Genomic DNA, 24108 nt, shown 5'->3' with positions numbered 1-24108 from the left:
GCCCCTCTGCCAGACCTAATCGAGGAAGAGCCAACATCCTCTAACAATGTGTTCACGCTTCGGTCCGACTACGTCGTCCCTCGGTCGCCAGAGAAATATCAATGAAGAGGATCTAGGCGACACACCCGCACCACCTAACCGCATCGCCGCCGGTCACCAAGTTCGCTTAAGGTGGTGGGGCGTCGTGAACGCGGAAACGTTATCTGAAAGAGTCGAAATTCATAAAAAGGAAGTTATGAAAATCAATATTTCTACTGCAGAAATTGCAATAGTTTTATCATTTATAGGGCTGTTGGTGTCCTTTTGGAATGTGACTAGACAACAGAGAGCAAGTCAAAAAAATGATGAATAATATTCTTAAGAGATTTAAAGCTAAAAACTAGTGATGAGTTTATCGAACTATTATATCAATTTCTCTTAACAATTGGTCGATATCGTTCTTTGCAATTTAGATACAATGATGTCTTATTAAGCAGAGATATTGAAAAAACAAAAGAGTTCAGTGATTATTTATGGGGACTAACAGAGCAGTGGGGTAAATCTATTCATGAGATTGACTCATATTATTTGAAACGAAAGAAACTATTATGACTCTAAGATGGATGCAAATAAGAACAAATAGTCTATCATTAGATAGTTTATTATGGGGAACAAAGGGCGCACTCTTCGAAGATGAGTTTAACTCGGAAAGTATTATTCCTAAGATATTAATTATACAGGATATGGCAAATGAATTGATAAGATACTCTGAAGAACTAATTATTCTTATACAGGAGGACTTATTGAAGAACCTTAGAAAGTAACACAGGAAGGACTCCTTCAGATAACACCGTGTTCACGCATCAGGGACCCCCTTCGGTCTGGCAGAGGGATTTCGGGGAAGCGGAAGCAGCCAGACACATCCACACCGACTAAGCACATCGCGTCCGGTCACTTCGTGAGTTTTAAGTTGGTGGGACGTCGTAAACACACCAACGTTATACGAAAGACTGTGAAAGGAGAATTCAAAATGACTAAGAATGAACTTCAAAGTGAATCAATAAATGAAGCATTTTCTAAAGAATTGATAAATACTAGCTTGGACTTAACTATTGATTACAGTGAAGTAGCCCTAGATTCAGTACTAAGTGATAATATTACCAGTGAAATACCAATAGTAAAGAGCATAGTATCCTTGGGAAGGTTAGGAATTTCTATAAAACAACTTCATTTTACCAAGAAAGTACTTTGCTTTTTAAGAGAATTTCATTCAAGAAATTTGACAAGTAATTTTTCCGAATTTAAACAAAAGCTTATTACTGATCATAAGTTCAAATACAAGGTCACAGAACAAATTATATTAATTATTGATAGATTAAGGACTGAACAAAGGTCTGTTTTGCTTGCCAAGCTGTTTTTAGGCCATATACAAGAAAAATACGATTGGGAAACGTTTTGCTACTTTTCGGAATGTTTAGATTCAATGCAACCCGTTGATATAGATATCCTTGGATATTTATCTACTAAAGAGTCGGATGAAATTGAGAATATAGCCATTCATTCATTTGATAGATATATGCTATTGGGTTCTATTGAAAGATTAAAATCATATGGGTTTGTTGGTATGAAGGGACTGACTTGGATAAGTACAGCTGATGACTTTAAAAAAGAAGCATTTATTAGTAGTTTAGGCGTAATTATCTACAATGCAATAATAAGCTAGACATTTCAATGTAGGACAGTCCTTTCGTATAACATAATATTTGCGCTGCGATCCATAAGACCATTGATCTGCCCGAGGAATTTTCGAGGAAGAAGTTTCGGGCAGATACATCAACTCCCCTAAGATAAGAGCTATCTAAGGGGAATTTACGTCGCAAATATACTGTTTCACAAGGGTTGATACACTCTCATAAATGGCCAAGATGATCTAATACCTTACATAAAAAAATGTATTTCAAACAACTGATATACATGGAAGTACTTTTTACTAAATGGATTAATAAGTAGGTTACCCAACACAATAATAAAAGAACTTAAATCTGATTTGGAAAGAATGTAAAAATATCCCACAATCGATGAAGAAGGTGAAGATCTTGAAGATATATTAAATGAATTATTGGAACCGATTTTGCAGGTGGCTTCAAAGAGGGCAAGTACTTCTGATAACACCATATCCGAGCGTGTGGGTCGAGCCCCCTTGGTCTGCATGAAGATTTTCGAGGAAGCGGAACCAACAGACAACCCTGCTAGGCTAAGTGGTGAAGTTCACCCCAACACCGCATTCGTTTTTAACCTAGCACTGATCTTCTAAGTATAGAAGAAAAGCTCATCCCCGATAAACTGGATGAGCTTAATATACCAACGGCATTCACACTGTGAACCTTTCGGTCTTTGGTCTGTAAGAGGTGATTCGAAGAAGTGGATCAGCATTCAATCCTACGAGCTAAGTCTTCGACCCACTAGGCGCTCTTTAAGCCTCTCGGAATCGTGAATACTGAGGACGTTGTGTGAAATTCGAATTCTAGTCCAATGTTAAGAGGTGATAGTTGTGATAAATATAGAATTAGACTATTTTGCTATAGAATGTGCTAATGGGCACCTAAATGAATGTATAAATGATGTATGCAAGGAATGTGGTATATCGCTTGAGGATCAACGACAATCTGTTGACCCGTATGTACAATCTCGCAAATTGTTATTGGAGAATGTATTATCAAGCATTGAAAATAGCGAATCAGAATATAAAAAGGTAAAAAAAGATATTAGAAAAGGTATAAGAACTAAGAATTGCTATGAGAATGAAATGGAAAAAGTTTCGGAGTATATTAGTATACTAAGTAATGAATTAAGCTTTGACATTTTCTACTCAATAAATATGACTCAAGAGGGGATTAAGTTAGTTGAAACTGTTGAAATTATTAATGAAATAAACACATTCATGATTAAATTATATGATCTATTATGTGAAGTTACTTTATTTGAACCTACTAAAGTATTTAGAAATATTCACAAAAGGCTTCTACTTACGGTTATTGCTTACAAGGAATCTGTTGTTGAACTAATAATGGCAACTATTGCTATGAACATCGACGATGCAATGAAATTGAAAGCTACTTCTCAAGTAAAATTGGATAATTCAGCGCAAGAAGTAAAAATACTTGGAAGTATATTTGGTGCTCATAATATCGAAAATTTAACTGATTTGTTTCAGAATGGTGAATTGAACCACTCAGCTATATTAGGAATGGTATGGCAAACATCAAATGAAGGAACGATTGAAGAGAGAATTAGTGATGTGTGCGAGCAAACAAGTTACTATTTTCGATCAATTTTATCTAGAGATAAAAAACACTATTCAAATGATGATCTATTAAAACTGTCTATCTACAAGTATGTTGGTACTATAGCGTTTGATGATGAAAGTTTCTTTAGAAAGGTAAGTATTGCATACAAAACTTATGAGAAAGCTTTCGAAAAGAATAATAGCTTAGTTTGTGAGTTTCTTAGCCGATATACTGAAAAATACAAGTATATGTTCAAAAAGTTAAGTGACCTTTCAATAGCATTTGGATTTGTTTTTGGTAATAATCCTTCTGATCACGTTCTTATGACCAACGGACTGAAATGGTATAAAGATTTATGTGAGGGAATATATCGTGATTCCATGGTTTTCCTATTATTGGCAAGTTACATAGATAGAGACATGAGTTGTGATATCAATGAATTAATTGAATGGACCGGATTTGGTGATATTTGTGGTCAGTTTGCATCACTAACAAAGTTCAAGCTTAATTACTTTGTTGAAGGTGTAGATAGTATCATACGTCATTCCGAAGCGCATGTAGATTATGATATAGATATTGACAATCAAATAGTAATACTAAGGAACAGACATAAGAAAACTAAAACTATCTCCACAAAAGAGTATAGGTTTGATGATTTCTTCGATCAAATGAATCTACTAGCTGAGACAGTATATTCATCGATTGCAGCGTTTACGGTATTTCTTATTAACAATAAGTATCAAATTAATAATGTAGAATCTTATTTTGAAGAAGATGAAGTAACAAACAAATTAATTGGAGTATATGCTGTATTGAGTTTATTTGGTATTTTTATAAATCAAGTGAATGAGAATGACAGCTCAATGGAGTTATTTGGTGTGTACATTGGAGAAGTTGAAAAGTTCTCGTTCGAATCGATTCGAGCGATTTTTGCACCATTAGTTCAGGCCAAACCTCATTTAACCGATGTTAAACTTGAATTGAGTGATCATATTGGAGAAAAGTTTGGTCATATTAAGGTCAGAACAGACTATATTATAAACTCAATTAATGAAAAAGGGATCAAAAAAGATTGTTGGGTTTTAATGTATATGCTCACTACCAAAATTGAAAGTATATATGAGTCTGATGAAGCAGAGAGTAAAAACGATGATAGATTTATATCAGGTATTCTTCAGCTCATATTCCCTATTTTAAAAGAAATTGATAATGAGAAAAAAAGAATTATTCAAACTGGAAAAGTTCATACTTTTGTATTAGGTTTGATAAATGCTCAAATAAAATATGTTGAAATGATTGCAGAAGAATACCTAAAGCATTCAATTGAGCCAAGATTAATTGGTCATGTAAGTCAAATTTTCAAAAATATTAATGTCGCAATAAATGTAATTATAGAGTACAATTCTAACCCCAGCATTAACTTAGATCTAGAATTCAAGAAAATATCGAAAGAAATGATGAATGTAGCACATTGCTTTGAATACTTATCAGGAAAAATTAGTGAAATGGAACTCTTCATTAATTATTCAGAAGAAGGTAAGAAATTGTACAAGAAGGTTACGGTTAATTCACCTTGCCCTTGTGGAAGCGGGAAAAAATACAAGAAGTGTTGTAAGAAGTATATACTAACGAATTAGAACATCACATCACATAACATGACAGTTTCCTACATTCCTTCCGATGACACAGTCCTTGCGAAGCAAGGACGTGCGCCACTTTTCCGCTAAGGCATTAAAAGGAAGGCGTCGTAACTGCTGGAACGCTATGTGAAATCCCTGTAACCCATTAATATCAAAAAGTTATTAGGTGATCAGATGAATCATTAAAAATGGATTATTTTTAGATAGAAATGTAAGTATCAAGAGAGAGCTATTTTAGAAGAAAAGAGTTGCATAAAAAAAGGAGTTGATTATCCGTATTTCCAGATGAATCGCAAGATGTAATGCTTCATGAGGAGAACCTTTGGATGAAGTTATTTGGTCACATTCTTGGTCACACTTCGTTAATTCAGAATACTTCGATTAGCTCGAACGTAGAATCATAAAACTCACTATATTGAACCACAAGGCCTCCTCCCTCATTATCTCTATCGTACAAACCTCATCGCTCCACTGGCAGCGAAGAGGTCAGGGGTTCGAACCCTAGACTCCACCAACATCTAATACAAACGGCAGAAGATGCGTTTTTTTTATTCAATAATTTCTGAGATAAAGCAATCATGATCGCCAGGGCGCTCAAGCTGCAAAGTAGTGTTCAAGCTTCGACTGGCTTTGCCGACGACGAAGTAATTCCACAATGGGCGAAGGGGGCGATAGAAGCAACTCACGCGCTTGGCATTGTGGATGGCCGCGGACAGAACCGTTTCGAACCGAATGAAAAGGCGACGCGGGTGGAAGCGACGGTCAGCTGCTGCGAATGATAGGACAACAGGAAGAGGAATAAGGGATGTTGTTAGGCGCTGCCAAATAATAGGCAGCGCCTAAGCTTTTGCGCGATACCTATTACAGTACCACAAGAGAATCTATGAAGTGATGAGAGAATCATTCAGACGTCATCTCGATCATATCGCGCAAAATACAACATTCTTCATAAGATATTTTATCCATAAATGAGAATTTTAGAAATTAGTGTTATTTATTGTATATTTTATGTTATTATATTTTTGTTTGAAATTTTAATAAAAGGAAGTGATCCACCATATGGCACAATGGCTCCCTCCATGGAGCAATTTATTCTTGCATGTCAAATGGTTTACCAATCAACATCTATGGTACCCCGAATCCATGTCCAAGGTTATCACCCCCGTTTTTCTCTTCTGGCTGGCATTCACGCTAGCAGCATTGCTTATTGCAGCGATATGCAATGAGAAACTGGAGAAATACCGTGTTGTTCGCCAATTTCACTTCTTACTTAATAAGTTAAGGCGATTCCAATTGACGATTTTACGTGTAGGCCTTGGCCTCGGCTTCCTCCTTCAACTCTGTACAGGAACCTATATATCCCCTTCGTTCGTATCTAATGACATATGGGTATACCTCTTGCTTATAGCAGCCATGGCGGGACTATTGCACCGCAAGCTGCTCCCCGGTAGTGGCCTGGCAATTACTGTGCTATACATTACCGCCATTGTGAACTACGGAATTTTCCATGCGCTGGACTACGTATTCTATGTTGGAATCATCTATTACTTATGCGTCGTTAACACACGATGGTCCCCCTCAGTCAATATGGTTCTCTATTTCTTTACAGGCTTGTCGCTGGCATGGATCGCCATGGAAAAGCTTACGCTACCCGAACTCGCTTACTCCCTCATGCACGAATATCATCTTCCAACTCTGGGTTTTTCCGTTGAACATTTTGTTTTGATCAGCGCCTTCATTGAGCTTGGACTTGCTTGGGCATTCATAGTTGGACTTTTGAATCGATTCTCTGCGTTCTTGCTTACGGGTATATTTATCCTTACGACAACCGTATTCGGATTTACAGAGATCGTTGGACATACCATCGTACATACAATACTGATCTTGTTCATCATTAACGGTAACGATGGGTTCAAAACCCTCTTCAAGTTCCACCGTACCATGACAATGCGCTGCTTATTTGTGGTCATTAATTTCTGTGTATTGTTATTTGGTTTGATGGCCATCTATATCTGGTTAGGACAATGGAGCTATCATACCTAAAACTTCGAGATTAGCGCACCCGCGATCTCCCAGCACCTTAAGGTATTGGAGCGAGCAGGGCTGATGCGATGGCTGGGCCAATGCGTTCGATACTTTAATGCACACACGACACGCTTGCGCGACCAGCAGCAATAGGCAGTGAGCACGAACATAGAAGGTACCTTCATGGGACATCTCATCATCGAACAGATCCTCTCCGCAGACGGGCTGTTGCACGACGCCTACGGCGGCATGGACCAAGTCCGCGCGGGCGAACTCCTGGCCCCATCGCTGCCAGTGATGGCGGTAGACTTATAAAGATTCTTTCTTGCGATAAAAGTGATCTTGAGTTCAAGTGTAAAAAACTTAATATCGCAAAATCCTATGTTGTAAGAAATTAAAGATTATATATACAATAGAACATAATTTGATACTCGAAAGGATAGAAGACGATGAGAGCTGTTATTACGGTTACTGGAAAAGATACGGTAGGAATTCTAGCGCGTGTAAGTACGATGTGCGCCAAATACAATGCGAATGTGATTGAAGTAAGCCAGACCGTGCTTCAAGATATGTTCGCTATGATTATGATGGTGAATATTGATCAAATTACTTGCGAACTGCATGAGCTGGTGGATATTATGCGCACGGAAGGCGAGCAGCACGGTCTCGTCATCCAGGTGATGCATGAGGATCTATTCAACTCCATGCACCGCATTTAGAGGAAGTTCAAAAAGTTCCGCTGGACTTTTTGAACACGATCGAACTTGGAACTTAGCACTATTCTAATCAAGGCTGAAGGGAATGTACCTGATGATAAATTCGAAAGAAGTACTAGAGACGATTCATATGATCCAGGATCAGCATCTGGATATCCGCACGATTACGATGGGAATTTCTTTGCTGGATTGCGCTGACCCAGATATTGAGAAGAGCTGTGACAAAGTGTATGCAAAAATAACACGACTGGCCCGCGATTTGGTCAAGACGGGCGAGGATATTGAGAAGGAATACGGAATTCCGATTATTAATAAGCGTATATCGGTAACGCCTATTTCCGTTCTGGTTGCTGCGAGCGGCGGTGATCCGGTGTTGTACGCGAAGACGCTTGACCGTGCGGCGAAGACCGTTGGCGTCAACTTCATCGGCGGATATTCGGCCTTGGTGCAAAAGGGCTTTGCGGCGGGGGACCGAGCTCTGATCGAATCTATCCCACGGGCCTTGAAAGAGACCGAGCATGTATGCTCATCCGTGAATGTCGGTTCGACCAAAGCGGGGATTAATATGGATGCCGTGGCTCTCATGGGCGATATTGTTCGGCAGTGTGCGGAACTAACAGCAGATCAGGACTGCTTCGGAGCCGCCAAGCTGGTTGTGTTCTGCAACGCAGTTGATGATAATCCATTCATGGCGGGTGCATTCCATGGCGTAGGCGAGGGCGATGTCGTGCTTAACGTCGGCGTATCCGGCCCGGGTGTTGTACGAGCTGCGGTAGCTAGTGCACCCGATGATTTCGATTTGACACAAATCGCTGAAATTATTAAGAAGACAGCGTTCAAGATAACGCGAATGGGACAGCTTGTAGGTACCGTAGCAAGTGAACGGCTTGGCGTTCCGTTTGGTATCGTGGATCTCTCCTTGGCTCCGACCCCGGCGATCGGCGATTCGGTGGCCCACATTCTCGAAGAGATCGGCCTGGAGTCCTGCGGCGCTTACGGAACAACTGCGGCGTTGGCGCTGCTGAACGATGCCGTGAAGAAAGGCGGCGTTATGGCTTCCTCACGGGTCGGCGGCTTGTCGGGCGCATTTATCCCGGTGTCCGAGGATGCGGGGATGATCTCGGCGGTGCGCGAAGGGGCGCTTGGTCTAGAGAAGCTGGAGGCGATGACTGCGGTATGTTCGGTAGGATTGGATATGATCGTAATCCCTGGCGATACGCCAAGTGAAGTCATTGCTGCGCTGATAGCCGACGAGGCGGCAATTGGCATGGTCAACTCGAAGACGACGGCAGTGCGGGTCATCCCTGCGATCGGTAAGAAGGAGGGAGAAGAGCTGGAATTCGGCGGACTGTTCGGAACCGGTCCGGTAATGAAGGTGAATTCCTTCTCACCATTCAAGTTCATCAAGCGCGGAGGTCAAATTCCGGCACCGCTGCAAAGTCTGAAGAATTAAACGGATCAGAACGATTCTATTGATATAAAGAAGCAGGACAGGAGCAGATGTCGCTCTTGTCCTGCTGTTTTTTTACTCTGACAAATCATTAACCTCCGCTCTCGTACGAGACACTTATAATTTTGGCAGTCGGAACAAGGATGCGCTGCTGCTGATCATCTTCCATCTCTAGTGAGTCGTCAGCGACAGCAATCAAGGTACCGCGCACAATGGCATTATGAAGACGGATCGTCATATACTGCCCGATAACATCATTCAATCGGTTTCTTGTGTCCTGATTCGGGAATGTTGCAAAAGCCAGGGCCTGCTCCAGGTGATCGATTCTAACGCTCAGAAGGGATAGAGAAGCTTCTAATATCTGAATGCGTCTTCGGTCAGGTAAATTGAACAATAAGCGTAGAATCCCCATCGTATATTCACCCCCTTGTCCAGAAATATCTCCTTAGCAGGAGACAAAATATCATATGTTCATAGTTTGATAGAGTTCGAACAAGCGTATATGAAAAATAAATAATTGCTGATTCTACTCAGGTATTATTGTGCTTGGCAGATAGATATGATTCAATCAAGTAAAGAGTACTTATTGACCGGATGAGTGTATATGAAATCTATTAAAGCTATTAAAAGGAGGGATATTCGATGAAACTGACATCCTCGCTCTCTATTAAACCGGATGAGATCGTCCTGCCCACGCGTCTGCCGCTATCCGTCTCGACCTCGCTCGGCGTTTCTCCATCATTTCAACGGCTGCATTGGCACCGGGCTCTAGAGATCAACTGGATTACAAAGGGCAGCGGCACTTATGTCATTAATGGGCAGGATTATCCTTTTGTTGAGGGGGATCTATTCCTGATTGATTCTCATGATCTACACCGGGCTTATGAAGGGACCGATCTGGAGATGGTGATCATCATGTTCGAGCCTGTATTTCTTGGTTCGGAGTACAAATACGATCATGATATACTCCTTCCTTTCCGCCAGATGGGCAATCCGCTCTCCAATCATATATCCCATGAACACCCGGCTGCCGAACAGCTTGGACAATATGTGATGAGAATGTATCAGGAGTACCAGGGTAAGGGACGCTCTTATGCCTCGGCGATCCGCGGCTGGCTGCTTCTCTTCCTGACGGAAATGAATCGTTCCATCCATACCGGACAAGGCGAACAGAGCCGGGCCGTCGTGAAGCATCTGGAACAGATCAGACATGTTGTTCAGGTGATGGAAGCGAAGCTGGCTTATCCATGGACCTTGAAGGAATTGGCGGATGAGGCGCATTTAAGCCCTTCGCGGTTCAGTGCCCTGTTTTGCCAAATCGTGGGTACGTCGCCGATGAAATACCTGGTCCAGCTGCGAATTGATCACGCCGTGGGTCTGCTGGAGCAGGATGATCTTAGCATTCTCGAAATTGCTGAAGCTAGCGGGTTCCGTAACCTCTCCAACTTCAATCGCCTTTTCCTAGGACAGACTGGAACGACGCCTTCGGTGCTGAAGAGACGGCTGCATGGCGAGGAAGTGGAATGAGTTTTTATGGCGTGAGTTCATGTTTTAGTAAGATAGTATCAAAAATGAGGACTATTGCAGAAGAAATGCGACAGTCCTTTTTAGTATGCTTAAGAAGAAGGAGAGATGCCAGATGAACTACTACTTGGGCGTTGACGCCGGGGGCAGCAAGACACATTGCCTGCTCGTCAATGCGAAGGGGGAGACCCTTGGCAGAGGAGCAAGCGGGAATGGGAATCATCAGACCGATCCCCGGAATGCGGGCCGTAACATCGCATCTGCATGCAACCAGGCGCTGCGTGAAGCAGGACTATCTGTTCACGACATTACTCATGCTTTTTTTGGATTGGCGGGAGCGGACCGGGAGGCGGATTACCGCATTCTTCGTCCAATGATCGCCGAATTGAATTTTCCCGATCACTCTATCGCGTGCGATACGATGATTGCTATGCGTGCGGGGAGTGAGCATCCCTACGGAGCGGTTATTATTAGCGGTACAGGCTTTAATGCAGCGGCCAGAAACCGCGCTGGTGAAGAATTGCAATACGGTGGGTTTGGCTTCCTGTTCGGAGACGGACAAGGCTCTGGACGGGATCTAGCCAATTTTGCGTTTCGTTCAGCCATCCGTGCCTGGGATCGCCGCGGCAAATCAACGCTGCTAACGGACCTGGTTCTGCAGGCGAGTGGGTTTGCTACTGTGCCGCAAATGCTGGATGCGGTTCTGGATGGAGAGTACACCCCTCCATTAGAGCTTGCCAAGCTTATGTTCGAAGCGGCGGAGCAGGGAGATGAAGTAGCTACTTCTATTCTTGTTGAACAGGGTGTAGAGCTCGGCAATGCAGCGTCCGCTCTGATTGTCAGACTGGGAATGGAGCAAGAGGAATTTAATGTTGTGCTGGGAGGGAGCATCCTCTCTAAAGTGCGCACGGATATTATGCGTGATGCGATCAAGCGGCGAATCACCCTTACCGCGCCGAGAGCGACGATCACGCGGATTACGATGGACCCGGTCGCCGGCGCTGTGCTTAGTGCCATGGATCGGGATGGGCAAGAGATCAGCCCGCAGGTAAAGCATCATTTAAGCCAGGTTTCTTTTTCTGATTTGAAAGGAGAGATACAGTGATGAAGACACAACATGGAATTAAGGTGGCTGTCATTGGTGGAGGTTCGTCCTATACGCCTGAATTAGTCGAGGGACTGCTGAAGAGCTACGAGGAAATGCCAATTGCTGAGCTATGGCTGGTTGATATTGAGGAAGGCAAGCACAAATTAGAAATCGTCGGCAATTTGGCCAAACGGATGGTTAAGAAATCAGGTCTTCCGATTGAGGTGCATTTGACACTGGATCGGCGGGAGGCAATTAAGGATGCTGATTTCGTCTCAACACAGATCCGTGTAGGGCTGCTAGAAGCTAGAAAGCTTGATGAGCACATCCCGATCTCACACGGGGTAATCGGTCAAGAGACGACCGGCCCAGGAGGCATGTTCAAAGCGCTGCGTACAGTTCCGGTCATTCTAGATATTTGCCGTGATATTGAAGAACTGGCACCGAATGCTTGGATGCTTAATTTTACGAATCCGGCGGGTATGATTACGGAAGCCGTTACTAAATATTCACGGGTACGCTCCGTAGGATTATGTAATTCTCCGATCAATTTCAAGAAATTTCTGGCGGAAGCCTATCAAGTGGACGAGAGTAAGGTACTACCTGAATTTGTCGGTATTAATCATCTGCACTGGGTAACCTCGGCATTAGTTAACGGCAAGGAACGGATGCCGGAATTGTTGGCAGGCAAGGGGGAGTACTCAGCCAAGAACGTGCCAACGCTTGGCTGGGATCCGGAGTTCCTGCAATCGTTGGGTGCGGTCCCAACCTACTACCTCAAGTATTACTACATGATGAATGAAATGTTCGATGAGATGAAGGAATCACTGGAGAAGAACGGAACCCGGGCCGATGTGGTCAGCCGTGTAGAGAAAGAATTGTTCGAACTGTATGCTAACGAGGAACTGGAAGAGAAGCCGAAGCAATTAGAGCAAAGAGGCGGGGCATTCTACTCGGAAGCCGCTGTACATCTCATGAGATCGCTCTATACAGGCCGTAATGATATTCAGACTCTAAACGTAGCGAACAACGGAATATTTGACTTCTTGCCGGATAACGCCAGTATTGAAGTGAACTGCGTAGTAACCTCTGAGGGGCCGATTCCGCTTGTGCCGCAGCATATTCCAGAGCATGTCAAAGGACTGCTGCATGCAGTGAAGACTTACGAAAGCCTGGCGATCGACGCGGCGGTTAGTGGGGATCGCGGCCTGGCTCTGCAGGCGCTGGCCCATCATCCGTTGGTGCCGTCTGTCTCTGTAGCCAAGGTGCTGCTCGATGAAATGCTCGAGGCGCATCGCCGGTATCTGCCGAATTTCTTCTAAGATGATGTAGAGGTTGTTTAAAAAGTCCCCTGATAAGAAAACCGATCGAAGTAATTCAAGGATAAGCGACCGCGACTCAAAGGTAGGTTTTCTTGCGATATAGAATTTTATCAGCGTAGCAAGATAACGAATAAATTCTATATCTAACACGAGGTAACACTGAGAGCCTATTCGACATCGAATCCAGCCGGGCCTAAGCAATATGCTTACGAAGTTATGTTTCCTCCGGAAACATCTCAAGTGCTCACGTACCAACTACGTACGCTCCGCTCCTCAGGCCCTAGCTTCATCCAACCTTCTCGGTGCTGAAAGTCTGACTTTTTAAACTCGCACTATAAGTGAAAGTCATAGAATAGATTTAACGAATAGAAGACCCTCAGAGAGACAGGAAGATTCTGGGGGTCTCTTTTCGTCTTGATGTGACGAAGTAGCCTTTCATGTAGCTGGGGGTTATGTTATATTTTGTGAAGAAGGTGTTTCAATCACGATAAGGTTTCTTTTCCAAAGCGGACTTTTTGAATTACCTCTTATAGAGCATGGGAAAGGGAGGGCTTACATGATCAAGCATATTGTTCTGTTTAAATTGAAGGACTCTTCACCGGAGGGCATTCGGGTGACGGAAGGAGTGCTGCGTGGACTGGAAGGCAAGGTAGAGCAGTTACGTTCGCTGGAAGTCGGAGTGGACGTTGTGAAGTCACCTCGTTCCTATGATATCGCGCTGATCGCAACCTTTGATTCGCTGGAAGATCTGCAGGGCTATCAGGTGCATCCGGAGCATAAGAAAGTGATCGAGCATATGAACGAAGTACGTGAGAGCCAGGTAGCTGTAGATTTTGAATTCTAACAAATCGATAAGGCATGGAGGTTAGCACATGTATTATGTGAACCGGGAGCAAATCGAACGGAGATTGGACGTTATTCCCGAGATCTTACAAGTATTTACACTAGCGAATACGAATCCAGGAGAGCACTTGCTGGCCCGTTATGCGGAGGAAAGGGCCATTCATTTGGCCATCGAGGTCGTAACGGATGTCGGCAGTTATTTGATCGATGGCTTTATCATGAGAGATGCGAGCAGCTATGAGGATATCGTTGAAATTATGATGGACGAGCAGGTCGTTGACAAGGAACTGGGCAATATACTTACGAAGCTGGTACGTCTGCGCCGTCCTCTCGTACAGAGTTATTTCGATTGGGACAGATCTGGCGGGCATGAACTGGTTCAGTACCTTCATGCAGCATTGGATTCATTTGCGAATAAGGTTCGCAGCTATCTGGATCGAGAAGCGATTCCTTCTTGACAGGCTGGCAAAAAAATAGGCGGTAAATTGTGACGGGCCAAGCTACAACTGCTTATAATGACATTAATTATATAGGCATTCGCCCTAATAGCTGAAGGGAGGCTGCCTTCCTGCGGGGGGGACAGTGGTTGAATCGGCTGTTAGTGCAATTGTACGATAAGGAGAGATGGATTATGAGTAAAGGAAACAAAGGCTGGATTTGGGGCGCAGCTATCGGTACGATTGTAGGTTCAGTTACAGCGCTGTTGTTTGCTCCGAAGGCAGGACGAGAACTGCGCAAGGATATCGCGGACGGTGCGCGCCAAGTCGGCGAGAAGACACAAGAGGTGGCAGGCAAGGTGTCCGAGCAGGGTGCTCAATTGGTTGATAAGGTTAAGAAAACAACAGGCGATCTAATCGAAGATTTCCAAGAATGGCGTGGGAGTAAATCTGACGGGAAAGTTGAAGTACGTGTGTCATCTGTAGCCGATGACGAAGACCCTCTGCTGTTGGAGACCGCTGTAATCGGCGTTGCGGAGGATACAGAGCAAGCGGTGACTGCCACAGAAGAGATTGGCGAACCCGTTGCTGTAGAAGCCGGGGATTCGATTGAGGAAGTTGCTCAGGCAGTCAAGGATGAGGTCGAGGAAGCTTAATTCCATCCAGACCGAGCTAAGCCAAGTCCTAGTGGATTGTAAACTCGCCTATTCAGGGCTAAGAGAGAGCATTTGGCTTGTACGGGATCTTAATACTTAATAAGAGCAAGAGGACCCGATTTCAGGGTCTTTTTTCTCGTGTAGAGGTGTGCTGAGGCCTGATCTGCATCCTTGTACCATCCTTGAAATTACGCTAATATTTAGGTACGCTTTATGCAAGGCAGTCATAAAGTAACGAGTAGAGAAATAATACTAATAAACAAAGGAAGCGGTATGTTCGTGCAGCAAGCCATCGCAATATTAGACTCGGGCGTCGGAGGACTCACCGTCGTCAAGGAAGTCATGAGACAGCTTCCTAGAGAAAAGATTATTTATTTTGGAGACACCGCGCGTGCTCCCTATGGTCCACGTACACCTGAAGAGGTAAGCTCCTTCACGGAGCAGATTGTTGATTTTCTGATTCAATTTGATCCTAAAATGATTGTCATCGCCTGTAATACCGCCACTGCGGCGGCTCTGGAATATATCAAAGGAAAGGTGAATATTCCTGTAATCGGTGTAATTCATCCTGGAGCCCGTGCGGCTATCAGTGCTACCAAGACAGGGCAGATTGGAGTCATTGGCACTATAGGGACGATCCGGAGCGGAGCTTATATAGCGGCTCTCAAGGAATTAAATCCAGGTGTAGAAATCGTAAGCAAGGCGTGTCCAACGTTGGCACCTCTGGTTGAGCAAGGGCGATATGATACGCCAGAAGCCCTGGAGCTTGTGCGGGACTCTCTTACGGAGATCAGACATTATTCACTTGATTGTCTCATTCTCGGCTGTACCCATTACCCATTCCTCAAGAAGGAGATCAAACAGGTCATGGGGCCAAGCGTTAAGCTGATCAGTTCCGCCGATGAGACGGCGCGGGAGATCAGCACGATTCTGTATCAGAAAGACAGCCTGGCAAAAGGGAATGAAATCCCGATTCATCAGTTTTTCTGCAGCGGGGACCCGGAAATTTTCCGTAAAATAGCTTTACAATGGTTAGGAGAACAAATTGAGTTAACGCCGATTGTATGGCAAGTATCGAATCCTTCTTAACTATCAAAAAAAACCTTTGGATGGCTATAACCATCCAAAGGTTTTTTGCTCAAAGCGCGTTCAAAAAGTCCGGTTCCTATAAAAAGTTATTTTGGGAGTGGGCACATTACCATTAGAGCACCCGGATCAGCCGAAACAGATAGAGGCGTTGAAGCAATCTGCTCTCCATCACCTAGTGCCAGCCGGGAAAGAGAGCTATGGACTGAGATATGTCTGCCGCGCATCATCGTCACGAAAGGAAGCCGTGTATGCTTGCCGAACAGCAGAGTTGGAAACAGCAGCAGAAGCTGCAGCTTGGAGCAATCATGAACGATGCAAATGTCCAGCACGCCGTCATCTGGTTTCGCTTCCGGGCAGATCGTCAACCCTCCGCCGTAGCTGATCACATTATTGACCGCTGTCAGCCAGGCCGAAGAATAGTTATGAATAACCCCGTCACATTCTACAGTAAGGTCGGCTGGACGGAAGGTGAGCAAGGTATGAAATACGCCAATGACATAGGCCAATCTTCCAAAGCCTAAGGCGTTGCATATCTTCTTATAACGGCTCTTATTGACATTATCCGCAACCTCGGCATCGAAGCCGACAGCCAGAGCGGTTAACGTGCTGCGGCCCGTAGTTGAGATGAGATCGGCAATTCTCGGCAATCCCTGCAGCATTGTATCAACAGCTGCCGGTATCTTCTTGGGAATACCGAATCCTCGGGCGGTATCATTGCCGGAACCTGCCGGGAAGACAGCCAGCGGAATTCCGGTTGCGCGCAGCGCAGGCAAGAGACTGTGGATCGTACCGTCTCCGCCTACAACACCAACTGCTTTCCATTCCACAGGAGATGCCAATTGCTCCTTGAGATAAGCTTGGGCTCCTTCAGCACTCTCGGTAAATTGATATTCGTAAGTTACTCCTTTATCATCAAGGATCTGACTAATTTCTCGCCAGACCCGTCTTCCTCCCCCATTTCCTGAGCGTTGATTCACGATAAATAAGTACATGATAGTTCCTCCATATGCAGCTCGTTCGATTCAAGGTAGTACACAACAAGAATAGATGCGTTCCCCAAAATTCTTATACATCCTATGAATTATTGATACTGTAACTTTTGAATGCGGATACATTCTAAGTTTAAGTAGTTTAAGTGTAACAAATTAAGATTAAAAAGGAACCATTAAATTTTGAGGAGAGAGCCTATGCAATGGATCGCGATCGTCACGATGCTGCTCGATCATATCGGAGCGGCGTTCTTTCCCGGTGAGTTAATATGGCGTATTATTGGCCGCATCTCTTTCCCGATCTATGCCTATGCATTGGTGCAAGGCTTCCGGTATACGACGAGCTATAGTAAATATATGCTGCGGCTCACGATCATTACAGTCCTGTCCCAGCTTCCCTATCAGATCGCCTTAAGCCGGAGTGGGATAAATGTCGTAGGGACACTCCTGGTGGCTGCTCTGTTAATGCGCTTGCTAGAACATATGCGCCCAGGCATACTGTCGATCCTGTTGATCGCGGGTTGCAGCCTGCTGATAGAGGTTATTCCGTTTGATTACGGGGCATATGGACTGCTTCTGGTGCTTATATTCAGATATGCGGAGAAATATCAACTGCTGTTCATACATGTATTACTGAACGTGATTTATTTGCTGGTTTATGGCTGGGTGGTGCAGATGGTGAGTATTATACCGACGCTATTAATCGTGTTAGATCCTACAATATGGCGCAGGTTGGAGTTGATCCGAATGCCGCGCTGGCTGTGGCGTTCTTATTATCCGCTTCATCTTCTAGTGCTGGCGGCAGTCAGCTACTGGCATGTTTAAGAACAGAAATTGAATGGGGAGGAGAAAACATGGATTCATCGCAATTTGCGGATCGGGCTGATACGCCGATTGTAGAGGTATGTGACGGTTATCGCTATGCCGACTTCCAAGCTCAAAGCATGGAATTGATGCGTAAATATCCGCATCTATGCCGGCGAAGTATTGGTAGAAGTGTTCTTGGGCGATCGATCGATTGTTTTATGATTGGCAATGGTCCAGAGCGCGTGCATATGAACGGGGCTGTGCATGCGAATGAATGGATTACTACTCCACTCCTGCTGCGTTTTATGGAGGATCTGCTGGAACACGCCTGTTCGCAGCGATCAGAGGCTATTGCTCATTTGCTGCAGCAAGCGACTCTGTGGATCGTGCCGATGGTTAATCCGGACGGGGTTGATCTGGCCCAGGACGGTGCTGTAATGGCCGGCGATAGCTGGAGAAGCTGCTTGCTTGCATGGAATGATGGACACGATGATTTCACAGCATGGAAGGCAAATATTCGTGGGGTCGACCTGAATGATCAGTTCCCGGCTTGCTGGGAGACAGAGCGTGAGCGCCGTCAGGTTTGTGGGCCAGCTTCTCAGGATTACAGCGGACCTTGCCCGCTAAGTGAACCAGAAGCCCAGGCATTGGCGGAGCTGACGGATACTGTGGATTTCAGCCGTGTTCTCTCTCTTCATACTCAAGGCCGGGAGATATACTGGAACTACCGAGATCAGGAGCCGCCGGAGGCGGAAGCATTGGCAGATAGACTGGCAGCGGCGAGCGGTTACCGTGCTGTGAAGCTAAGCGGAAGTGATGCGGGCTACAAGGACTGGTTCATTATGAAATTTCGTCGCCCGGGTTACACAGTAGAGGCAGGAGAGGGCAAGAATCCATTGCCGCCGGAACAATTCGACTCCATCTATAGAGATCTGGCGCCACTGCTGTTGGAGTTTATCCGGGGATAGAATTCTCCCCGGATGGCCGTCAGGCCTAATTATCATTTGTTCCCGCTAAGGAAATAAACTAGTGTAGAAGAAAGGAAACAGGGTATTCTACATGTAGGGGACAGTCCCTTAACCCGCATGCTAAGGAGGGTTCGCGATGAAATGGTCGAAATTGTGGTCGCTGCGGCATTGGTCACATATTTTCCGAAGGGTGCCTAGGCTGCTTCAATCCCCACAGATTCCATTGCTGGACAAGCTTCTGCTCACTGTTCCGGCATTGTTGTATTGGGTGCTTCCTGATTTTCTACCTTTCATTCCAATTGATGATCTGGCGGTCACAATGTTGTTAATGAACTGGTTCGTAGCACGGGCAGAGCGTAAATATCCATCAGTTTAACGATAAGTTCATATCCGGCAAGAGGATTCCATGCTACGGAATATATACGGTGGACCCTTGCATCCAGGCCAAGGTTTCTTTACAATAGGAATATTGGCGGTATAGATATAACATATTTGCTGAACAGGAGATGTCCCTTATGAAAGTGAAAATTACCCGCAACGCGGCCAAAGTGATAAAGAAAGAAATGGACAAGGAAGAGAACAAAGATTTGGTCTTGAAGGTGTTCATTACCCATGCTCATGGAGACCATGCCCATTATGGCCTTGATTTGGTCAAGCCTGACGACAAATTGACATTAGTATCGACCGATAAAGAAATTGATGTTCTTGTCGATGCGAACGAGCCGATGCTTGATGGCGTGAAGATTGACTACTTGTATCTGCCTGAAGAAGGATTCGTGATTACGAACCCGTCCATGGGCAACCATGGAGATCACTAAGAACGGAACTTTTGAACTTCCACTAAGCAATAGCATTGAAGAAAAGAAGGGAAAACATGATGGCAAATGACATTCGCATTTGCGATAAATGCAATCATATCCGTATGAAGACATTTGTGCCGAAGCTGAAGAAGATGGCACCTGATGCCGACATCAAGGTCGGCTGCAAGTCTTACTGCGGGCCATGCGGCAAAAGAGCCTTCATCTACATTAACGGCCGTTATGTCAGCGGTCCGACGGAAGATGAAGTGCTGGAGAAGGCGGCACCTTTTGTGAAGAAGCCGAAAAATTAAGAGCAGCTATTATTAATCTAATAAGGATTAGAAAGAGCGTCCATTGTACTATGGACGCTCTTTTTTTACGTATCAGTAAGTGATTTATCTTGCTTATAATCTAAATAGAATCATCTTGTTTGTTTTAAATTCATTCCTTTGTTCTTAGCAATTTGATCAAATCCCCCGTAATCACACGGTCAGATATGGATAGGCGCTTATTCGCTTCTTCATAAGGGATCTTGCACTTCTCTACATCAGTAAGTTTACGTGTCGTGAGATCATAGCAGGAGCCGTTATCGAAGCGGCTATCCGGAGACGGAACGTAATACAGATTACCATCTGTGAAAGCACCCGATCGAAGCACGACAAAGCGTTCCTGACCGGAGAATAGATTATTGCCCATCATATAGTAGCTTTCGGTTGAGATACCGAGCAAGTGCAGTAATGAAGGCGCCATATCGAGCTGACCCGCAGGCTCATCGAAAATCCCCGCATGTTGTCCATCAGGTAGATGAATCAATAGAGGAACTTGGTTCATGATTTGGCTCATATCAAGACTGGTTAAGGATTTGCCGAGAAATTGCTCATAAGGTTCCTTGTCTTGAATCGAGTTGTCATGATCACCATAGAAGACGAGGATCGTATTGTCCCAGATCCCTTGCTGCTTCATTCCTTCTACCAGCTCGCCCACCGCTGCGTCTACATAATGGACAGATTGAAGATAGTCGCCAAATATAGTTCCCTTGAATTCACCAGGATCCAACTCTTGCACGTTGGCGGGAAGCGTATAAGGATGGTGACTCGATAAAGTAATCAGGAACGAATAGGAGGGCTGCTTTTCCGTAGACATCAACTCCAGCGATTGGCGGAAGAAGGACTTGTCGCCAAGCGACCAGCCGATGGCCTCATCCATTTTGTAATCCGATTTGCTGTAGAAATGATCATAATTCATCGCTTTATACATATTCAGACGGTTCCAGAAGCTGCTCTCATAGGCATGGAAGGCTCCGGTTTCGTAGCCGTTATTCTTCAGAATACTCGGTAGTGCATCATATTCATGGTCTGGAAAGCGGACAAATACTGATCCTGTAGGTAGCGGGTGCAGAGAGCTCTGCGATGAGAAATCGGCATCCGAGGTTCTGCCTTGACCCGTCTGATGGTAGAAATTGGAGTAGTACATGCTATCCTGCATCAGACGGTTGAAATTCGGCGTAATCTCCTGACCGCCGATCTTCTTGCCAATCATGAAATTCATAAAGGCTTCGGCCTGAACGACAATAATATTGCTGTCTCGGTAGGCGCCGAAGGTCTCATTTTGAACAACCCGTCTAGATTTTGCCTGATCGAACCATTGCTGTATTTCCTGCTGGTCTTCAGCGCTAAGCTCAGGCTTGCCGCCAAGATGCTCCTTGGCATAGCGGTAGACATCATAATAATGGAACCCTAGCAGACCGGTAACATTATAGAGGGAAATATTCCACCAGCCTCCTTCAAATAAACCTGCGGCCCATGTCTTGGTATAATGCCGGATTGGACCAAGCGTCATAGCGAAGCCAATGATGAAGATCATGAGCCCACTGGCAAAGCGGCGAATCGCCACGCGTCCCCAAGATGGTATCTCCGGATATGAATAGGTCTGAGGATAGAGAGAGCCCAATTGATTACGCTGTGTATTCTGCAGTCGCCCTCGGTGTAGACCAAAGAATATCCCGGCGATCAACCCCAGCAGCAGATCGGCGCACAGCCACAGATCAGATAGATGGATAAGCGAGCGGATACTGTCTCCGAGCTCGCCGACTTGACCCGCCTGCAGCAGAACCGGGATCGTAATGAAATCACCGAAGTAACGGTAATAGATCAGATCGGCAAAGATGAGGAAGGTAAGGACAATGTCAAGGATCCATAGGGCAGCCAAGCGTCCGCGCCGCGGCAGCCAGAATACCCAGAACGAGATCAGCATGACTGAGCCGATAGCGATCACATCATCCAGCCGACTCATATCGATATATCTGGCGTGCAGGTTGTTATGAAGCAGAACTAGTTTATAGAAGATTAGAAATAAAAAGACGATATATGCAAAAAAACGGGCACGATACAAGCGTGTTAATAGGGCACGCGGACCCCTAGCCTGTGTATGACTCAGCATGAAATGCCAGCCTCCTTTCTAAATCGAATAAGCTCTCAGTGTTACTTCGTGAGCAAAAGTGAACTTTTTGAACAACCTCTATAACAAGGAAAACCCTTCCCCCAGATTAATGTCTGGGTGGAAGGGGGCCAAGGTATTGCAGGTATTGGCACTCGATCCGACCGTTGAACAGCTTGCGGCGCTTGTCCGCCTTACGGCCAAACTCATGCTCAAATTGCTTGGTCGGGGTAATAGCGAAGAAGGACCATGTTGGATGTTCCGCGGAAATCCGGCCGAGTTGGGAAATCAAGCGGCGAATTTCTTTCTCCTCACCAATTCGTTCACCGTAAGGAGGGTTCGTGATCATACATCCATAGTCGCCTTGAAGCCCGATCCTTGCCGCGGGAAGCGCCTGAAAAGTGACCTCTTTAGCAAGTCCAGCACTCTTGGCCGCCGCTTGGGCTACTTCAATCGCCTTCGGATCGATATCACTGCCGCTGATATTCAACGGAATATCATCACGTACCAAGTCGATCGCTTCATCCCGGGCGTCCTGCCACAACTCCTGCGGAATGGCTGGCCAATTCTCTGAATTGAACGAGCGGCGCAGTCCAGGGGCGATATTCCAGCCGATCATTGCGGCTTCAATCGGCAGCGTTCCCGATCCGCAGCAAGGATCGTAGAATGGGCGAGACGGATTCTGATTCCAACGGCTGAGCAGAATAAGCGCTGCCGCCATCGTCTCCTTGAGGGGAGCTTCTGTAATCAGCTTGCGGTAACCGCGTTTATGAAGTGCGGGTCCTGTCGTGTCCAGCGTCAACAGTGCAACATCATTCAGAAGGTTGACCTCAATCACATAGCGTGGTCCATTCTCCTGGAACCATTCCGTGTGGTAGGATTGCTTCAGCTTCTCGACGATCGCTTTCTTGACGATGCCTTGGCTGGCAGGGACGCTGCTAAGCTGCGATTTATGGGATCTGCCTTCTACCGGAAATTCTCCGTGCACGGGAATCCAGTCCTGCCAAGGCAAAGCCTTAGTGCCTTCGAACAATTCGTCAAAGGTGCGGGCCGTGAATTCTCCCATTTTGATGAGTACGCGGTCTGACGTGCGCAGCCAGAGGTTGCAGCGGCAGATATCGATCAGATCCCCTTTAAAAGTGACGCGTCCGTTCTCTACCTTCGTATCGGTGTAGCCTAAGTCTTTTAACTCGCGTGCCACGACGGCTTCCAGACCCATCGGTGCAGTTGCGATCAATTCCAATTGTCTCGACATTCTCGTTAATCAACTCCGTATAAAGCTTGTAATTCCTGAACTATTTCTTGTAGGAAATGTGCAAAAACCATACAATTCAGTATAGGACAATGTCTATCAAGTTACAAACTATTGTTGTCTGTTGACGGCAATTTAAATCTAGATCGTTCAAAAGGGAGTGTGGATATATGATAACGCCTGAGCAATATGGCGATGAATTGTATACAGAAGACGAGGTGCTGAGCAAAGTCACTCGTTCGATTGAGGAACACGGGATTCAGGATGTATCGATTGCGCCTGGCTATGGCAGATTGCTGACTTTGCTGGCGAAGCTGGGTGGTGCGAAGCGTGCGCTTGAGATCGGTGCCCTTGGCGGTTATAGCGGAATATGTCTGGCCAGAGGACTCGGAGCAGATGGACGTCTAGTATCGCTTGAGATTAGTGAGGATAATGCCAGGCTGGCTGGAAGCAATATGGAGATGGCTGGATATGGTCAAATGGCGGAATATATGGTTGGACCCGCTCTGGACAGTTTGGAGATTTTGAAGCGGCGTGGGGAGAAGTTCGACTTTTTCCTGATCGATGCGGACAAAGGGAACTACCCGGCTTATCTGGAATATGCGATTTCGCTGGCGTCACCGGGAGCGCTCATTGCCGGAGACAATACCTTGCTTAGAGGTAGAACTCTAAATACCGACAAGAACGGACCTTCGGTGATGGCCATGCGGAAATTCAATGAAATGATCGCATCGGATGAGCGTTTGATCAGCACGATGCTGCCGGCCTATGACGGCCTGGCGTTGGCGCTGGTGAAATAAT

At 45.3% G+C, this 24108-nt stretch carries 25 protein-coding genes and 1 pseudogene; 22 read left to right on the top strand and 4 right to left on the bottom strand.

All coding sequences use genetic code 11. The annotated features are described in order from the left end of the window. Positions 1-184: 184 nt before the first annotated feature. The 9 genes and pseudogenes from ABD014_RS02925 (at position 185) to ABD014_RS02890 (ending at position 9100) form a co-directional block, all read left to right on the top strand. Positions 185-352: a hypothetical protein gene (locus tag ABD014_RS02925; RefSeq protein ID WP_343857205.1), complete on the top strand. Its 168-nt coding sequence runs from the start codon at positions 185-187 to the stop codon at positions 350-352. A gap of 657 nt (positions 353-1009) precedes the next feature. Beyond that, on the top strand, positions 1010-1702 hold the full coding sequence (locus ABD014_RS02920) for a hypothetical protein (RefSeq protein WP_343857203.1): 693 nt from the start codon (positions 1010-1012) through the stop codon (positions 1700-1702). An 828-nt stretch (positions 1703-2530) separates the two neighbouring features. Continuing rightward, complete coding sequence (locus ABD014_RS02915; RefSeq protein WP_343857201.1) at positions 2531-4903, top strand: SEC-C metal-binding domain-containing protein; 2373 nt, start codon at positions 2531-2533, stop codon at positions 4901-4903. Positions 4904-5484: 581 nt separating this feature from the next. Further along, positions 5485-5685: an S-layer homology domain-containing protein gene (locus ABD014_RS02910; protein WP_343857198.1), complete on the top strand. Its 201-nt coding sequence runs from the start codon at positions 5485-5487 to the stop codon at positions 5683-5685. Between the two features lie 280 nt (positions 5686-5965). Continuing rightward, complete coding sequence (locus ABD014_RS02905; protein WP_343857196.1) at positions 5966-6949, top strand: hypothetical protein; 984 nt, start codon at positions 5966-5968, stop codon at positions 6947-6949. A gap of 6 nt (positions 6950-6955) precedes the next feature. Next, positions 6956-7084 (top strand): annotated as a pseudogene (locus ABD014_RS24805) (ArsR family transcriptional regulator); the annotation flags it as partial. 30 nt (positions 7085-7114) lie between these two features. Continuing rightward, positions 7115-7246: a hypothetical protein gene (locus ABD014_RS02900; protein WP_343857194.1), complete on the top strand. Its 132-nt coding sequence runs from the start codon at positions 7115-7117 to the stop codon at positions 7244-7246. A gap of 134 nt (positions 7247-7380) precedes the next feature. Continuing rightward, the gene (locus ABD014_RS02895) at positions 7381-7650 is read left to right on the top strand and encodes an ACT domain-containing protein (RefSeq protein WP_251407442.1); all 270 of its coding nucleotides are present in this window, start codon (positions 7381-7383) and stop codon (positions 7648-7650) included. A gap of 94 nt (positions 7651-7744) precedes the next feature. Beyond that, positions 7745-9100 carry a PFL family protein gene (locus ABD014_RS02890; protein ID WP_343857345.1) on the top strand — a complete coding sequence of 452 codons (1356 nt, stop codon included), beginning with the start codon at positions 7745-7747 and terminating at the stop codon, positions 9098-9100. 88 nt (positions 9101-9188) lie between these two features. Here ABD014_RS02890 and ABD014_RS02885 read toward each other — a convergent pair whose 3' ends face one another. Then, positions 9189-9509: an LSm family protein gene (locus tag ABD014_RS02885; RefSeq protein ID WP_343857188.1), complete on the bottom strand. Its 321-nt coding sequence runs from the start codon at positions 9507-9509 to the stop codon at positions 9189-9191. A gap of 230 nt (positions 9510-9739) precedes the next feature. Here ABD014_RS02885 and ABD014_RS02880 point away from each other — a divergent pair, with 230 nt between their 5' ends. From ABD014_RS02880 to racE, 7 genes are all read left to right on the top strand, one after another. Then, complete coding sequence (locus tag ABD014_RS02880) at positions 9740-10624, top strand: AraC family transcriptional regulator (protein WP_343857186.1); 885 nt, start codon at positions 9740-9742, stop codon at positions 10622-10624. Between the two features lie 112 nt (positions 10625-10736). Beyond that, positions 10737-11726: an N-acetylglucosamine kinase gene (locus ABD014_RS02875; protein ID WP_343857184.1), complete on the top strand. Its 990-nt coding sequence runs from the start codon at positions 10737-10739 to the stop codon at positions 11724-11726. Then, complete coding sequence (locus ABD014_RS02870; protein WP_343857182.1) at positions 11726-13030, top strand: 6-phospho-beta-glucosidase; 1305 nt, start codon at positions 11726-11728, stop codon at positions 13028-13030. The genes ABD014_RS02875 and ABD014_RS02870 overlap by 1 nt, the downstream gene beginning before the upstream one ends. A gap of 556 nt (positions 13031-13586) precedes the next feature. Next, entirely contained in the window at positions 13587-13874 is a 288-nt protein-coding gene (locus ABD014_RS02865) for a Dabb family protein (RefSeq protein WP_343857180.1), read from the top strand. Between the two features lie 28 nt (positions 13875-13902). Continuing rightward, the gene (locus tag ABD014_RS02860; protein ID WP_343857178.1) at positions 13903-14331 is read left to right on the top strand and encodes a DUF86 domain-containing protein; all 429 of its coding nucleotides are present in this window, start codon (positions 13903-13905) and stop codon (positions 14329-14331) included. Between the two features lie 173 nt (positions 14332-14504). After that, positions 14505-14966 carry a YtxH domain-containing protein gene (locus ABD014_RS02855; RefSeq protein WP_343857176.1) on the top strand — a complete coding sequence of 154 codons (462 nt, stop codon included), beginning with the start codon at positions 14505-14507 and terminating at the stop codon, positions 14964-14966. A 273-nt stretch (positions 14967-15239) separates the two neighbouring features. Beyond that, complete coding sequence (racE, locus tag ABD014_RS02850) at positions 15240-16055, top strand: glutamate racemase (RefSeq protein WP_343857174.1); 816 nt, start codon at positions 15240-15242, stop codon at positions 16053-16055. Positions 16056-16141: 86 nt separating this feature from the next. Here the strand turns inward: racE and ABD014_RS02845 are convergent, their stop codons facing one another. After that, positions 16142-17047, bottom strand: coding sequence for a diacylglycerol/lipid kinase family protein (locus ABD014_RS02845; protein WP_343857172.1), 906 nt, complete (start codon positions 17045-17047; stop codon positions 16142-16144). Positions 17048-17242: 195 nt separating this feature from the next. Here ABD014_RS02845 and ABD014_RS02840 point away from each other — a divergent pair, with 195 nt between their 5' ends. The 5 genes from ABD014_RS02840 (at position 17243) to ABD014_RS02820 (ending at position 19930) form a co-directional block, all read left to right on the top strand. After that, positions 17243-17869: a TraX family protein gene (locus tag ABD014_RS02840; protein ID WP_343857170.1), complete on the top strand. Its 627-nt coding sequence runs from the start codon at positions 17243-17245 to the stop codon at positions 17867-17869. A 29-nt stretch (positions 17870-17898) separates the two neighbouring features. After that, positions 17899-18819, top strand: a complete 921-nt coding sequence (locus ABD014_RS02835; RefSeq protein ID WP_343857168.1) for a M14 family metallopeptidase — start codon at positions 17899-17901, stop codon at positions 18817-18819. Between the two features lie 136 nt (positions 18820-18955). Beyond that, the gene (locus ABD014_RS02830) at positions 18956-19195 is read left to right on the top strand and encodes a YkvA family protein (protein ID WP_179016123.1); all 240 of its coding nucleotides are present in this window, start codon (positions 18956-18958) and stop codon (positions 19193-19195) included. Positions 19196-19334: 139 nt separating this feature from the next. Further along, complete coding sequence (locus ABD014_RS02825) at positions 19335-19637, top strand: heme biosynthesis protein HemY (RefSeq protein WP_068780369.1); 303 nt, start codon at positions 19335-19337, stop codon at positions 19635-19637. A 59-nt stretch (positions 19638-19696) separates the two neighbouring features. Beyond that, positions 19697-19930, top strand: a complete 234-nt coding sequence (locus tag ABD014_RS02820; protein WP_127001028.1) for a YuzB family protein — start codon at positions 19697-19699, stop codon at positions 19928-19930. 130 nt (positions 19931-20060) lie between these two features. Here ABD014_RS02820 and ABD014_RS02815 read toward each other — a convergent pair whose 3' ends face one another. Both ABD014_RS02815 and ABD014_RS02810 read right to left on the bottom strand, forming a co-directional pair. Beyond that, positions 20061-22058, bottom strand: a complete 1998-nt coding sequence (locus ABD014_RS02815; RefSeq protein WP_343857162.1) for an LTA synthase family protein — start codon at positions 22056-22058, stop codon at positions 20061-20063. 106 nt (positions 22059-22164) lie between these two features. Further along, positions 22165-23310, bottom strand: coding sequence for a THUMP domain-containing class I SAM-dependent RNA methyltransferase (locus ABD014_RS02810; protein WP_343857160.1), 1146 nt, complete (start codon positions 23308-23310; stop codon positions 22165-22167). A gap of 167 nt (positions 23311-23477) precedes the next feature. Between ABD014_RS02810 and ABD014_RS02805 the strand changes: the two genes are divergently transcribed. Continuing rightward, positions 23478-24107, top strand: a complete 630-nt coding sequence (locus tag ABD014_RS02805; protein WP_343857158.1) for an O-methyltransferase — start codon at positions 23478-23480, stop codon at positions 24105-24107. The last annotated feature ends 1 nt before the right edge of the window (position 24108 follow it).

Origin of the sequence: Paenibacillus motobuensis, assembly GCF_039521865.1 — a bacterium.
Classification (GTDB): domain Bacteria; phylum Bacillota; class Bacilli; order Paenibacillales; family Paenibacillaceae; genus Fontibacillus; species Fontibacillus motobuensis.
The sequence above is the reverse complement of the archived record's forward strand: the minus strand, read 5'-3'. Positions and strand labels throughout refer to the sequence as shown.